Annotated in this window: 11 protein-coding genes and 1 tRNA gene; 5 read left to right on the top strand and 7 right to left on the bottom strand. The window is 69.9% G+C overall.

What is annotated here, in order from left to right:
• Positions 1-170: 170 nt before the first annotated feature.
• Positions 171-2075 (top strand): ATP-binding SpoIIE family protein phosphatase, encoded by a 1905-nt coding sequence (locus ACRYR7_RS08250; RefSeq protein WP_432571598.1) that lies wholly within the window; start codon positions 171-173, stop codon positions 2073-2075.
• 54 nt (positions 2076-2129) lie between these two features.
• Here the strand turns inward: ACRYR7_RS08250 and ACRYR7_RS08245 are convergent, their stop codons facing one another.
• A complete protein-coding gene (locus ACRYR7_RS08245; RefSeq protein ID WP_432571597.1) occupies positions 2130-3473 on the bottom strand; it encodes an APC family permease in 1344 nt (447 codons plus the stop codon).
• Between the two features lie 109 nt (positions 3474-3582).
• On the opposite strand from ACRYR7_RS08245, the gene ACRYR7_RS08240 reads away from it, so the two are divergent.
• A tRNA-Lys gene (locus ACRYR7_RS08240) sits at positions 3583-3655 on the top strand.
• A 198-nt stretch (positions 3656-3853) separates the two neighbouring features.
• Here ACRYR7_RS08240 and ACRYR7_RS08235 read toward each other — a convergent pair.
• The 6 genes from ACRYR7_RS08235 to ACRYR7_RS08210 all read right to left on the bottom strand — a co-directional run bounded on the left by ACRYR7_RS08235 (position 3854) and on the right by ACRYR7_RS08210 (position 10839).
• Positions 3854-5701 carry an ATP-binding protein gene (locus tag ACRYR7_RS08235; protein ID WP_432571596.1) on the bottom strand — a complete coding sequence of 616 codons (1848 nt, stop codon included), beginning with the start codon at positions 5699-5701 and terminating at the stop codon, positions 3854-3856.
• Positions 5702-5893: 192 nt separating this feature from the next.
• Positions 5894-7027 (bottom strand): tyrosine-type recombinase/integrase, encoded by a 1134-nt coding sequence (locus ACRYR7_RS08230; RefSeq protein ID WP_432571595.1) that lies wholly within the window; start codon positions 7025-7027, stop codon positions 5894-5896.
• Positions 7024-7206 carry a helix-turn-helix domain-containing protein gene (locus tag ACRYR7_RS08225; protein ID WP_432571594.1) on the bottom strand — a complete coding sequence of 61 codons (183 nt, stop codon included), beginning with the start codon at positions 7204-7206 and terminating at the stop codon, positions 7024-7026. The genes ACRYR7_RS08230 and ACRYR7_RS08225 overlap by 4 nt, the downstream gene beginning before the upstream one ends.
• Positions 7207-7454: 248 nt before the next feature.
• A complete protein-coding gene (locus tag ACRYR7_RS08220; RefSeq protein WP_432571593.1) occupies positions 7455-8930 on the bottom strand; it encodes a replication initiator in 1476 nt (491 codons plus the stop codon).
• Positions 8927-10237 (bottom strand): FtsK/SpoIIIE domain-containing protein, encoded by a 1311-nt coding sequence (locus tag ACRYR7_RS08215; protein ID WP_432571592.1) that lies wholly within the window; start codon positions 10235-10237, stop codon positions 8927-8929. The genes ACRYR7_RS08220 and ACRYR7_RS08215 overlap by 4 nt, the downstream gene beginning before the upstream one ends.
• 176 nt (positions 10238-10413) lie before the next feature.
• Positions 10414-10839 carry a plasmid replication, integration and excision activator gene (locus tag ACRYR7_RS08210; protein ID WP_432571591.1) on the bottom strand — a complete coding sequence of 142 codons (426 nt, stop codon included), beginning with the start codon at positions 10837-10839 and terminating at the stop codon, positions 10414-10416.
• Positions 10840-10970: 131 nt separating this feature from the next.
• Here ACRYR7_RS08210 and ACRYR7_RS08205 point away from each other — a divergent pair, with 131 nt between their 5' ends.
• The 3 genes from ACRYR7_RS08205 to ACRYR7_RS08195 all read left to right on the top strand — a co-directional run bounded on the left by ACRYR7_RS08205 (position 10971) and on the right by ACRYR7_RS08195 (position 13393).
• On the top strand, positions 10971-12191 hold the full coding sequence (locus ACRYR7_RS08205) for a helix-turn-helix domain-containing protein (protein ID WP_432571590.1): 1221 nt from the start codon (positions 10971-10973) through the stop codon (positions 12189-12191).
• A gap of 51 nt (positions 12192-12242) precedes the next feature.
• A complete protein-coding gene (locus ACRYR7_RS08200; RefSeq protein WP_432571589.1) occupies positions 12243-12710 on the top strand; it encodes an NUDIX domain-containing protein in 468 nt (155 codons plus the stop codon).
• A 212-nt stretch (positions 12711-12922) separates the two neighbouring features.
• Positions 12923-13393 carry an NUDIX hydrolase gene (locus ACRYR7_RS08195; RefSeq protein WP_432571588.1) on the top strand — a complete coding sequence of 157 codons (471 nt, stop codon included), beginning with the start codon at positions 12923-12925 and terminating at the stop codon, positions 13391-13393.
• Positions 13394-13689: the final 296 nt, after the last annotated feature.

Raw genomic sequence — 13689 nt, 5'->3', positions numbered from 1 at the left:
ACGGCCCCGTCCCCCCACCGGGGGGCGGGGCCGTCGGCGCGTGCGGGCGGCGGGCGCGGGGGCCGGGGGGTGAACCCCGTCTCGGGCGGACACCGCCGGGGCGGCGGTGGTGCAATGGGCGGGGGCGGCTCCAGACCCGGGCCGTCCGCGCCGGCGGCTGGAGGCCCAGGGTGAGCACGGCTCGCGACACCGTCGACTTCCGCAGCGTCTTCGACCAGCTGCCCTCCGCCTACCTCCTGCTCGACGCCGGCGGGGTGGTCACGGCGGTGAACCGGGCCTGCCTGGAGCGCGTGGGCCTGCCCCGCGAGGACATCCTGGGGCGCCGGCCGGCCGAGGTGCTGCCGGCGCTGCTCACCGCCGGCGGCCGCCTGCCCGGCACGAGCGCCCCCGTGCGCGACGGCGCCGGGCGCACCCTGTTCACCCTGCACCGCTTCGACGGGCCCGTGGGCGCCCTGGCCGACCTGACGCTGCGGCTGACGGGGGTGAGCACCCTGGAGGACCTCGAGCGCGTCGTCGTGGAGGAGGGCCTGGCCGTCCTGGGCGTCGACGGCGGCGGCATCGCCTCGCCCACGGGGGACGGCCGCTGGCGCCTGACGGGCAGCAGCCGCTTCGACGAGCGCTTCCGCGCCGAGCACGCGCTGGTCCCCGCCGACAGCCCGCAACCGGTGTGCCACAGCGCCCGCACCGGCGAGCGGGTCGTCATGCCGGACCCGGCGGCCGCCGAGGCGTTCGCCCCGGTGATGCGCGAGGTCGTGCAGCGCACCGGCCGGCCCGCCTGGGCGACGCTGCCGCTGCTGCTGGAGGGGCGCCCGATCGGGGCGCTGGCCGTGGCGTGGAGCGAGGAGCACCACCCCGACGAGGCGGAGCTGGCGGTGCTGGAGGCGTGCGCGGCGCACTGCGCGCGGGCCCTGGCGCGGATCCTGGCCGACCGCGAGGACCGCACCGCCACCGAGCTGATGGCGCGGACGCTGCAGCGCAGCCTGACCACGCGCCCGCCGGTGCACGAGGGGCTGCAGGTGGCGGTGCGCTCGCGGCCCGCGGTGCGCGGCGCGGAGGTCGGCGGGGACTGGTTCGACGCCTTCCCCACCCGCTCGGGGGGCACGGTGCTCGTGGTGGGCGACGTGTGCGGGCACGACCAGACGGCCGCGGCGGCCATGGGCCAGGTGCGCAGCATCGTGCGCGGGCTGGCCTACGACGGCGAGGACCGCCCGGCGGGCCTGCTGGCGCGCCTGGACCGGGCGGTGGCGGGCCTGGAGCTGGACGTCATGGCGACCGCCGTGCTGGCCACCGTGGAGGCGCCCACGGGCGCGCGCCCGGGCTGGCGGCTGCGCTGGGCCAACGCCGGGCACCTGCCGCCGCTGCTGCGCCGCGCCGACGGGCGGGTGGAGGTCCTCGGCTCCGAGGGCGACCTGCTGCTGGGCGTGGACCCCGCGGCGGTGCGCCGCGAGCGCGTGGCGGACCTGTTCCCCCGCGACGTCCTGGTCCTGTACACCGACGGGCTCGTCGAGCGCCGCGGCGCCGACATCGACGACGGCATCGGCCGCCTGGCCGCGGTCCTCTCCGGCCCCGACGGGCAGGACGCCACCGCCTGGGCGGACGCCCTGCTCAGCGGCCTGGACGAGGACGCCCTGGACGACGCCGCCCTGCTCGTCGTGCACGTGGACCCCGAGGGCGCGGTGACGCCCGCGGTCGTGGACGTGCGCGACGAGTTCGACGTCACGCTGCCCGCCGACCCCCGCTCCGCGCGCGAGGCCCGCCGCCTGGCGCAGCGCTGCTGCCACCGCGCGGGCCTGCCCGAGGACGTCGTCGACACCGCCGTCCTGCTCACCAGCGAGGTGGTGACCAACGCCGTCGTCCACGGGCGCAGCGAGCCGCGCCTGCGGGTGCGCGCCGGCGCCGGCGACGTGCACGTGGAGGTCGAGGACGACAACGACCGCCTGCCGGTGCTGCAGGACTCCGACGACGACGCGCTCAGCGGCCGCGGCCTGGGGATGCTGCGCGACGGGTCCACGGCGTGGGGGGTGCGCGCCACCGAGCTGGGCAAGGTCGTCTGGTTCACGGTGAGCAGCACCTGACGCCCACCGCCGGTGCGGCGCCCGCGGGCCCGGTGGACCTGCGGGCGCCGCGGCTCAGCGCCCGGCGCGGGCGCGCTGCTCGGCCGGCACCGCGCGGCGGGTGAGCGCGTACAGCACGGCGCCGATCGCCAGCAGCACCAGCGCCCGCAGCCACACCCCGGCCTCCTGCTGGGTGAGCAGCAGCACGCAGGAGAGCACGCCCAGGACGGGCAGGACGGTGGGGGCGCGGAAGTGCCGGTGCCCCACCCGGTCGCGGCGCAGCACGAGCACGGCGACGTTGGTGCTGATGAAGACGAACAGCAGCAGCAGCACGACGGTGGCGGCCAGCGTGGCCAGGTCGCCGCTGACCACCAGCGCCATCGACACCAGCGTGGTCACGACGATCGCCACCCACGGGGTGCGCCGCCCCGGCAGGACGCGGGAGAGGACCTTGGGCAGCAGGCCCTCCTCGGCCATGCCGTAGGTCAGGCGGCTGCACATGATCGCCGTCAGCAGGGCGCCGTTGGCCACGGCGATGAGCGCGATCAGCGAGTACAGCCAGCTCGGCAGGCCCACGTCGGCAGCGCGCACGACCTCCAGCAGCGGCCCGGAGGACGAGGCGATCTGCTCGGGCGCCACGGCGGTGGACACGGCCAGGCCGACGAGGACGTACACGACCCCGGCCACGGCCAGGCCCCCGAAGAGCGCGCGCGGGTAGGTGCGCGAGGGGTCCACGGCCTCCTCGGCGACGTTCGCGGAGGTCTCGAAGCCGACGAAGGAGTAGAACGCCAGCACGGCGGCGGCAAGGATCCCCGCCACCGGCGTCTGCCCGGGCGCGAACTCCAGGACCCGGCCCGGGTCCCCGTCGCCGCGGCCCAGCACCACCGCGGCCAGCGCCACGATGAGCAGCAGCCCGCCGACCTCGATGACCGTCATGACGACGTTGGCGCGCAGCGAGTCCTTGATGCCGCGCATGTTCAGCAGCGCCACCAGGGTCAGGAACACCAGCGCCGCCGGCAGCGCCGGCACGTCCACCAGGGCGCCCAGGTAGTCGCCGGAGAAGGCCAGCGCCAGCCCCGCCACGCTCGTGACGCCCGCGGCGAGCATGGAGAAGCCCACGAGGAAGGACACCAGCGGCCGCTTGAACGCGCGTTGCGCGAAGACCGCCGCTCCCCCGGCCTTGGGGTACTTGGTCACCAGCTCCGCGTAGGAGGCCGCCGTCAGGGTCGCCAGGACCAGCGCCACGACGAAGGGCACCCAGATGGCGCCGCCGACCTCGCCGGCCAGCGCACCGACCAGGGCGTAGATCCCGGCGCCCAGGACGTCGCCGAGGATGAAGAGGAACAGCAGCTTGCCGCTGATCGCGCGTCTGAGGCCCGTGTCCTGGACCTCCGGGGTCGTCCCCGTGGGTGTGCTCACCCAGGATCCCTACTCCACAACCGAGGCCCAGGCATCTCGAAGCCACCTGCGCGGACCCCCGCCCGCACCGGCGCGCGGTCTGAGAGGATGCTCGCGGACGCACGCGTCCGGGCCTCTAGCTCAACTGGCAGAGCAGCGGACTTTTAATCCGCGGGTTGTGGGTTCGAGTCCCACGGGGCCTACCGCTCTGACCTGCGGGGATGCCATACCAGCATGATCACTTACGCAGCTTGACGGCAGCAATTGACGGCAACGACTCCCTCGCTGCCCTCGGACATGCGCAGTGCGCTTTCGCCCTTGATGTCAGGCGGCACTCCTAGCCTTCTGGACAGGCTGATGGGCCACTTAGACATGCCACTCTCACTTCACTCCCCAGACAGTTAGCGGGTGCGCTGCGACGCCTGCGCCCCAGCAGCCGCACGCTTCCGCGGCGCCTTGGCCACCGGCGCCTCCGCCTGCGCCCCAGCAGCCGCACGCTTCCGCGGCGCCTTGGCCACCGGCGCCTCCGCCTGCGCCCCAGCAGCCGCACGCTTCCGCGGCGCCTTGGCCACCGGCGCCTCCGCCTGCGCCCCAGCAGCCGCACGCTTCCGCGGCGCCTTGGCCACCGGCGCCTCCGCCTGCGCCCCAGCAGCACGCGAACCACTGGAAGTTGAATGCACCGGGCCACTCGAGGCATGGTGCCTAATGCTTAGATTATACGGGCGATTAGAGGCATCCTTACGATTATTAATATCACTGACCGCCGTGCTTGGCTTATGGTCAAAGTCGCGGCAGTAGAGCACTCCTCGCTGTGGATTTAAACCATCTCGCACAAAACCATCCCATTGCGCAAGCAGTTGATAGACATCCTCAACCTTTCCTCGCCCGGCTTTAATCTCCCAAATTTGATCGATTGTGGATTTATCTGATGAATAGACAACAATGTCTGCCGTGACTGCGCCTTGCCACGTCGCTACCTGTTGTGCAACGAGATCAGGATTGCCGACGGCGATGGCCAGGGATTCTGCCCATTGATCCTCAATCGACTTCTCGGTCTGCTCGGGCGACGTCTTGGATGGACTATAGGGACTGTCCCTAGGCCCAATAACGTCCAAAAGTGCTTGCCATGCCGAGCCATTTGGATTCATGCCTGTTTTATTGTTTGTGGTACTGAAGTTCTCGTCAAGGACGATTTCTGCTAGCCACTTATTATACTCAACGGTGTGTTCTAAGTCAGACCAAATTTCATGCCAAACTTGCGTGCTGATCAAGCGATTGCGCACAATGACATCCGCCCCTGAACGTGCACTTGAGCCTTGGTAGTACATTCTCAAGGGGTAGGGGTAGGCCGGGTTTCCATCTCCTTGCACAGCATCTTGAGGGCGCGGGCCATTAGCGCGCAACTCATAGTCATTCTCGCCATAAGTATACTCGACACTCAGATTCTTGGTGCCATCACTTATTGTTAGATGTTCGGTCTTGGAGGTTCCATATGGAGGGTCAATAGGAATTACAGTAACCGGCGAAGACCAAGACCCACCCAGAGGTTTCCAGGAGAGGAAAATCTTGTCGCCGGCCTTCAGGAAACGCCTGTACATCACTCCAAGATGTTCGGCCAGACGCGTTACATAGGCAGCGAAGCGGGATGGGGCGCCAGGGCGACGCCAGATGGTCCTGAAGAAAACGGTATCGGACTCAACTTCGACCCGCGTGCCAGTCGTGGCGCCAATCAGTTGCTGCAGGCCCAATTTCCAATCGCGCTCTCGATCGCCACTATCGTCGGCACTCATTAACCTTGAGAACGGCCCCTTGACTACAATGAACTGATCAGGCGCCAGGCGGTCGACTGCAGATCTAGTGACCATCGAGAACCTGGAGGAGTCTCCTCCAGTTAGCACTGAGAGTGCATTCTTCAAGCCAAAACCATGTTCGTTCATGCTGCCGCTAGTGGTCGACGTTGAACCGCGCTTTCCCAATCCAAAAACATGCTCCTTGAGTTCGTCAACAGACATGCCTACACCAGCGTCTGCAACGATTACTCGAACTCGATCGTTCCCCAATTGCTCAAGAGTGATCTCAATGAGTGCCGTATTGGAAGTCTGGCCCGCACCCACCGAGGTGAAGGTGCGGGCAGATAGGGCATTGTCTACCAGTTCGGCCAATGCCTGGTGGAAAAACATGCTTTGGCGGGCCAACGATGCGAAATAGTCATCCAGATCAACTGAAGGCTTGATCCTGTGCTTAGCCATTTACGTGCCCCACGCTCGCTTCCGCCAGAGGGCGCGCACCGATGCGCGCCTTCCCCAGGCTACTGCGTGCATGATTGAAGTGGCTACTTATGTGACGGGTCGACCGCCAAATCGTAGTGTGACTTACGGAGACGAAAGTTGTCACCCTTCAGTGACCAGTCGCGCAGGAAGTCCCAAAATCGCCCAACCCTTCTATGCTTGGAAAATTCGATCCATATGATCAGTCGCATCCCGCAACATGGTTGGCATGACATGGGTGTACGTGTTCATGGTCAGCGAAATTCCACTGTGGCCGAGCACCTCCATGACTAACCGTGCCGGGACGCCTTGAGCAAGAAGCAGCGTCGCGCAGGTGTGCCGCAGGTCGTGCAGGCGGATCCGTCGCAGCCCCGCCAACTGCAGCAGCTCGACGAACGCACGGTTGATGTTGCGAGGCTCCATCGGCGTGCCGATCGATGTCACGAAGATCGGCGCGTCATCTGACATAGGGCGACCGCGGAGCAGCGCCTCAGCGACCATCGCCCGTCGGTGCTCGCGCAGGGCAGTCTTGGCGACCGCGGGCAGCGGCACCGTGCGCCGGGATCGCTCCGACTTCGGCGGCACGAACACCAGCCCCTCCGTCGTGCGCTGCAGCGTCTGCCGCACCCGCAGCAGCCCCTCGTCCAGGTTCACGTCGCACCACCGCAGGCCCAGCGCCTCCCCGCGCCGCAGCCCCACCGCCAACGCCACCGCCCACAGCGCGTACAGCCGATCCCCACGTGCTGCGTCGAGCAAGGCCCGCGCCTCCTCCACCGACAGCGGCTGCCACTCGTGCCGCGGCCCGTTCGGCACCACCACAAGCCGCGCGACGTTCCGCGGCAGCACGTCCTCCCGCACCGCATGCTGCAACGCCGCACGCAGGATCGCGTGCACCTGCTTCACCGACGCCGGCGCCAACCCAGCCGCACGACGATCCGCCAGGAACGCCCGCACATCAGCCGGCGACAAGCGGGACAGTCGCTTGCGCCCGAGGCCGGGAACCAGGTGCCGGCGCACGTACATCTCGTAGCTCCGCAGCGTCGCCGGACGAACCTTCACCGCCGCGACGTCCCGCAGCCACGCCTCCAGGTAGTCCCCCACCGTCAGCGTCCCCGACGCCCCCACCGGCGCACCACGGTCGCTCTCCCGCTGCAGCGCCGTCATCTTCTCCCGCACCTCCGCGCGGGTCCGGCCGTACACGCTGCGCCGAGCCCGACCGCCCGAGGGCAGCAACACGTAGCAGGAGCCCTCCCACCGGCCGTCCTTGCGCTGGTAGATCGTTCCCTCGCCGTTCGCCCGCCGGCTCATGCCACGTCCGACGTCGCCAGGCGGCTGACGTACTGACGCAGCGCCTCCACCGGCACCCGCCGCGAGCGGCCGATCTTCACGCTCGGCAGCAGCCGCATCCGCATCAGGTCGTACACCGTTGACCGCCCCACCCCGAGGACCTCCGCGGCTTCCTCCGGCGACAGCAGCAGCTTCTCCATGACCATGCACCCCGTTCCACTCGCCTGCCCGCGGCCACGCCTGCCGTGGTCGCCTCCTGCCTGCTTCTCGCCTGGGCGGCCTCCCGATCCGGGGAGGCTCCAGGCCGCCCGGCACCCGTCAAGGGCGCCTGTGGCGTCACTGCGTGATCTCGCTGCGCTCGACCCTTGACCGGCACCAACCAGCGAGGACGGACGCTCTGTATCGGGAGGACGCCCCCCGCGCGATCCCCGTCCTCGTGTCGCCCTCGTCAGGCGGCGGCGGCAGCCCGCCGGGACCGTGCCCGCTCATCGGCCCACTTCCGCGCCTGAGCAGCCGCCGTGGCCGCCAGTGCTGCGTCCCCGGCCGTCAGCCACCCGAAGCCGTCCAGGGACCAGGACCCCACCACCAGCGTCGAGTCCTCGCCCTCCTCGTCGAGGGCGGCTGGGTCGACGTCCGTGGTGCGGCCGGTCATCCGGTCCCGCAGCCGCTGCACGCTCCACCGCCGCCGAGCCGTCCGCAGCTGCCCGAGAGTCGTGGAGTACCGGCGGGACTTCGTCGCGAAGTGCCCGCGGAAGCCCAGCATCGGCACCCACTTCACCAGCGCCAGATACGGGCCGTCCTCCACCCCGGCCAGGCAGTGCACCTCCTCCAACAGCCGGCACACGTGCTCGTTGACGCCTAGGCGCCGCGCCGCCTCCGGATGCCGCAGCCGCGGTGGCAGCCCAAAGTCCTCACACGCCTTCGTCGCGTACTTTGCGATGTAGGCCGCCACCGTCTCCGGATGCAGCCCCTCCCCCTCATCCGCACGCCCGAGCTCACGGTGCGCCGACGACGTCACCGGCCGGGCATCGACCTGCACACCGAACCGCAGCCGGCGCGCCTCGCCGCCCTCCCCGACCGGAGGCGCGTCGAACCACACCCGCGCCGCCGCCTCGCGGACCAGCAGCGCCAACTCCCCGGCAGCGACCGGGACCAGCGGAGCCGGGTACGGCTCGTCATCCGTCGGCGGGCCGTCCAGGCGGATCAGGGCGTGGAAGTGGACGACGGCTCGGCGCTGGAACTCCGCGACCTTCGCGAACGACACTCGCACCAGCTCGTGCGCTTCCTTCTGCGAGACGCCGAGGCGGGCCGCCAGGCCGCGGCGCAGTGCGATGGTGAAGCGCCGCCACAACTCCGGCGCCCACCACTGCCACACCACGTGCCCGGTGTAGTCGTAGCACTCCGGGCAGATCGGCTGCCCCAGCAATGGGTCACCGTCCTCGTGCGCCGCATCGCATCCCAACGGGCGCTCGTGCTCACACACCTCCCGACGACGTCGTGGACGGCAGCGGCCGGAGCGCCGGGTGGTGTGCACCGGCCCGAACGAGGGTGCTGTCAGCGTCGCGAACACCAGTGGGTGCGAGGCCACCGAGGACGGCACACCCTTCATGCCACCGGCGGCACCCGCGGCCAGGAGGTGCCACATGTCGCCCTTGTACTCATGGCTGCACGACGGGCACACGCTCGCCCGGCGGTTACCGCACCGCACGTACAGCACACCGTCCGGCTCCCGGGCCGAGTCGTACGACGACACCAACTCCCCCGTCGCCCGGTCCAGTGTCGTCGCGCTACCTCGCAGCCGAACCGGGTTCGCGCAGTGCCCGCAGCTCGCCGCCTGCTCCGCCCACCGCTCGAACCCCGGCGATACCAGCCGGGCCGCGGCCTGCGCCTCGACGACCTCCGCAGTCACCGCCATGCCGCTCATGCCGCCTCACTCCCGGCAACCGCGACGGGCTCCTCATCGACGACCTGGACCGCACTAGGGCGAACTGTCGACGGCGCGTAGGTGGCGGCCAGTTCGGCGATGTCCTCGTCGGAGTAGTACGACGCCCGAACCTGCACCGGCTCGCGAACCCCGTCGACCTTGGCGAACGCCACCCCCGGCATGGACTCCGGGATCCGGTGGCAGTGGGCGCCAGCCTCCCGAGCACCCTCACCGAGGACCATGTCGACCTGCGCCTTCTCATCCAGCCGCATCGCGACCTTTGTCGGGAACAGGTTCCGCAGCCCGAGGACCTCCTTACGCGGATCCTGCAGCGCCGCCACCAGAACCACCCCCGGCGCCCGACCCTGCGTCGCCAGCGCGGCCAGGGCCTTCTCCGCCCGCTCCCGCAGCTTCCGGTCCGGGGTGTACGCCATCAGCAGCGCGACCTCGTCAACCAGGACCAGCAGCAGCGGCTCCTCCGCCGTGGCTTCGTGAGTACGGGCGTGGCCGGCCATCCGGGCGGCCCGCTCCGCCATGACAGTCGCGGCGTCCTCCAGCAGTTGCACGCCGTCCTCCACGGTGGTGGCGAAGCGGGAGAACAGCGCCCGCCCCGCCGTCAGCTCCATCCCCGCCTTGCCGTCCACCGCCCACACCTGCACCACCCCCGAGCGGATGCCACCGGCGAGACCGGCGAGCAGCGACCAGATCACCGAGCCCTTGCCGGCACCGGTCACCCCGACGACGAGCAGGTGCGTGCCCGCGATCCGCAGCCGCCACGGCGCCCCGTCCTCCCGCAACCCCACCGCCACCCCCGACAGGCTCGGCACCTCCGGAACCGCCAGCGGCTCAACCGGAGCCGTAAGGGGGTCGCCGTAAGACCACGTCACCGTGGCGGTGTTGGGTGAGGACTGCGCCACCCGGCAGGAGCGGGCACAACACGCCGCGGCAAGCCGGTCCGCCACCGCCGCGATGTCGTCGACGGTCTGCCCAGCCAGGACGCGCACCTCACCGCGCAGCACCCGGTGCTCCACCGACACCCACCGCAGCCGCGACAGCGTCGGCGTCCACCACGACCGCTGCGCACCGCCGTGCGCCGAGTCGACCAAGGAGAGGCCGACCCGCTCGCACAGCTCCGGCCACATCCGCGCCGTCCGCCGACGACGGCAGCGCCGCCACACCGGAGCAGCCACTACGCGCCCGAACGAGCTCGGCCAGGCCCGCGACCAGATCAGCCCGCACACCACCGCCGTCACCGCGACGACCACCGCCTCGACCAGCAAGCCGTTGCGGAACGCCAGCCACAGCACTAGCACCCCTGAGGCGGCGACCGGGTACCGCCACACCGTTACTGCCGCCGCATGTAGCACCCACCCCAGCAGGGCAAGCAGTTCCCGGGCGGCATCGACCGTCCAGCCGTCCGAGCTCTTGACGGGCGCGGGGGCGAGTTGGACGTACTGCGCCCCGCGCGGCGTGTGGGACCACATCAGGCTGCCCGCCCCTCGTCCACCTTCCCCTTGCCTGCAGCACCAGGAGCAGTCATGCCGGTGGCCTTCAGCGACCACGCCAGCCGCGGCCGGGTCCGGTTGGTGTCGATCCACGGCGTCGCGGTGAGGTTCTGGAACACCACCGGCCGGAACGGCAACCCCGGGATCTCCGCCGGTGGCACGGGCTGGTGCTCTGCGGCGATCTTAACCACGACCTCCGCCTGCCCACGACGGGACTCCGGGTCCGCGTCGACCACACGCACCGCCCACAGCCGCAGCCCGGTCACCTTGTCCCGCGACTGCGTGTCGATGTCCCCGGCCTGCTTGCGGTCGAAATCCTCGAGCTTCTCCACCTCACCCACCACGAACGCCCCGTGCGGGAACACCACGTCCTGCCCCAGCGGGATCGCACCCTGGATCGCCATCGTCCGTCTCCATTCGTCTTGAGCTGTCATGGGCGGTTGGGGCCGCCTGAGACGAGCGTCGAGCCGGTTCACGGAGGGAACCCGGAAAAACCTTCCGGGGTCGTGTCCGCGATCTGTGGCACGGTGAGTACATGCGCGGATACGACGGGGGTCTGACGGTCGGTGAGCGGGTGGCCTGGTACCGCCGACAGCGGGGCCTGTCGCAGGAGGTCCTTGCCGGGCTGGTGGGGCGGACCACGGACTGGCTGAGCAAGGTGGAGAACGGCCGCGCCGCCCTGTACCGCCTCTCGGTCATCAGTCAGCTCGCCGAGGCCCTCGACGTCAGCCTTGGTGACCTCATCGGCGACCCGCAGCTGATGGAGTGGGCGGCGGACACCCGCCACCAGACCATCCCGGCACTGCGCAAGGCTCTGCTCAGCTATGCGGCCCTGCTGCCGGTCAGCGGTGCCCGCGAGGATGCGCCCGCCGACCTCATGACTCTGAGCCGCGACGTAGCCGACTTGTGGGACGCCTACCAGGCCTCTCGCTTCGGGTACGTGACCGCCCGCCTTCCTCGGGTCCTGCATGCCGCACGGGCCGCTGTGGACGCCACCGCCGGGCGCGACCGCGCCATTGCCTCCGCACAGCTGGCCATGACCTACCAGGTGGCGGCCTCGACGCTGACGAAGGTGGGTGAGACGGAGCTGGCTTGGATCTGCGCCGATCGCGGCCTCATGGCCGCCGAGCGGTCTGAGGACCTCACCATCGTCGGCTCCCTGCTGCGGTCCGTTGCCCACGCACTGCTCTCCAACGCCCAGTACGCCGACGCCCTGGCTGTCATCGACAGCGGCCTCACCCGGCTACAGCCCACCGCCGGCGGCGCGACACCTCCACGACTGTCCATGATCGGCAGCCTGCTGCTCGTCGCCGCCATGGCCGCTGCCCGCACCGATGACCGCCGGGAGGCCCGCGCACGCCTCGCCCTGGTCGAGCAGCACGCCTCGCGCATCGGCGCGGACACCAACCACCTGTGGAGCGCCTTCGGGCCCACCAACGTCGCCGTGCACCGTGTCTCCGTGGCCATGGAGGTCGGAGACGTGCAGATCGCCGCTGACCTCGGCCCCCGCGTCGACACCCGCGCTCTGCCCGTCGAGCGCCGGGTGCGCCACTCCCTCGAAGTCGCACGGGCCTTCACCGCACTCAACCGTCCCGACGAGGCCCTCGGCATCCTCCTCAGCGCCGAGCAGGATGCTCCGGAGCAGGTGCGCTACCACTTCCTCAGCCGCGAGCTGGTGCTGTCCTGGATCCGCGGCGGTCGCTTGCAGGCCAGTGGCGAGCTACGCCACCTCGCTGAGCGTCTCCGGGTCGCCTGACAGTCTTCACGGCATATCGTCGCTTCCATGACGACCGACGCAAGGCCGCCCATGGCCACGCCTCGCGTGGCCGCCGGAGTGATCTACCGCGACGGCCAGGGCCGCATCCTGCTCGCCAAGCCCACCTACAAGGACGGCTGGGACCTCCCCGGCGGCTACGTCGAGCCCGGCGAGAGCCCTCTAGCCGCTGCCCGACGCGAGGTCGTCGAGGAGCTCGGCACCGAGCTGCCCGTAGCCGGCCTGCTGCTGGTCGACTGGGCACCCCACCCCAGCGAAGGCGACAAGCTCCTCTTCGTCTTCGACGGCGGTACCCTCTCTCCCGACGACTACGCCCGCATCACCCCCGACGGCGAAGAGATCGACCGCGTCGACTTCCACGACCCCGCCGCCCTCGACCAGCTCATGCCCGACCGCCTCGTCCGGCGTGTCCGCACCGCGTTGAGAGCTGGCGCCGCAGGAGCCGAGCACTACGCCGAGCATGGTGCTGCTGTCTTGGCGACGACTACTTCGACTTCCTGACTGCCCCAGCACCAGGCTCGCCCTAGCCATAGTGGGGCGACGCTGAACGACTGAATGGGCGAACTGCCGGAGTGTGTTCAGTCGTCACCTCAGCCGCGGCTGCTGGCGCCAACGCTGATCAAGCTGTCAGCCAGCGGCCTGCTCGACACCTGCGACGACGTGTGCGGCGTGATGTGGAATCACCCGTAGCCAGCCCGGACCTAGGAGGACCCGTGGACCGCACCGAGTACTTCCACGACCCAGCCGGCCCGCGACCCAACCGCATCGTCACCGCCGCCACCGCCTTCGTGCTCGACGAGCAGGAGCGGGTACTGATGATCCAGCGATCCGACAACGGCATGTGGGCGCTGCCCGGCGGCACGCAAGACGTCGGGGAGCGCATCGCCACCACCGCAGAGCGGGAGACGCGGGAGGAGACGGGCTACGAGGTGCGGGTGACAGGCCTGATCGGCGTCTACTCCGACCCCCACCACGTCATCGCCTACGACGACGGTGAGGTCCGCCAGCAGTTTGCTCTCTCCTTCCGCGCTGAGCTCATCGACGGCGAGCTTGAGCGCAGCGAGGAGTCACTCGACGTCCGGTGGGTGGCCGACAACGAGCTCGACGACCTCCCGATGCACCCCTCGATCCGGTTGCGCGTCAACCACGGCTTCGAGGAGCGGCCTGAGCCCTACATCGGCTGAGGAACGCTCACTGACTGCACAGGACATGCAGCCCGTCGTCGTGCTGTGAGGACTTTCTCTACTCCGTCAAGGCCAACGCGCAGCGCCACCCTGCGCGCGGCCTCCGGCCGTGCTCGGCTGGCGTGCGCGCTCATCGAGGACTGCTGCAAAATCGATCACAACGCCACACCGCGTAGGACGCCAATGCAAGCCAGACGTTTCGAACAGCTGCCGTCAATCTCTGCAAATGACTTCAGATTTCGGCAGCGACAACTGACAAGTAGGCCACTCCGCAGCACGAGAATTGCTTCCGAGAC

This window comes from Kineococcus gurbantunggutensis, from assembly GCF_050871925.1.
Lineage (GTDB): Bacteria > Actinomycetota > Actinomycetes > Actinomycetales > Kineococcaceae > Kineococcus.
Note: the sequence above shows the minus strand (reverse complement) of the source record. Positions and strands in the feature narration are given on the sequence as shown.

What these genes read in the sequence shown, in the direction of transcription:
- ACRYR7_RS08225 (WP_432571594.1), bottom strand. Translation starts at nt 7,206, where the DNA reads ATGGAGAAGCTGCTGCTGTCGCCGGAGGAAGCCGCGGAGGTCCTCGGG.
- ACRYR7_RS08220 (WP_432571593.1), bottom strand. Translation starts at nt 8,930, where the DNA reads ATGAGCGGCATGGCGGTGACTGCGGAGGTCGTCGAGGCGCAGGCCGCG.
- ACRYR7_RS08210 (WP_432571591.1), bottom strand. Translation starts at nt 10,839, where the DNA reads ATGGCGATCCAGGGTGCGATCCCGCTGGGGCAGGACGTGGTGTTCCCG.
- ACRYR7_RS08205 (WP_432571590.1), top strand. Translation starts at nt 10,971, where the DNA reads ATGCGCGGATACGACGGGGGTCTGACGGTCGGTGAGCGGGTGGCCTGG.
- ACRYR7_RS08235 (WP_432571596.1), bottom strand. Translation starts at nt 5,701, where the DNA reads ATGGCTAAGCACAGGATCAAGCCTTCAGTTGATCTGGATGACTATTTC.
- ACRYR7_RS08230 (WP_432571595.1), bottom strand. Translation starts at nt 7,027, where the DNA reads ATGAGCCGGCGGGCGAACGGCGAGGGAACGATCTACCAGCGCAAGGAC.
- ACRYR7_RS08200 (WP_432571589.1), top strand. Translation starts at nt 12,243, where the DNA reads ATGGCCACGCCTCGCGTGGCCGCCGGAGTGATCTACCGCGACGGCCAG.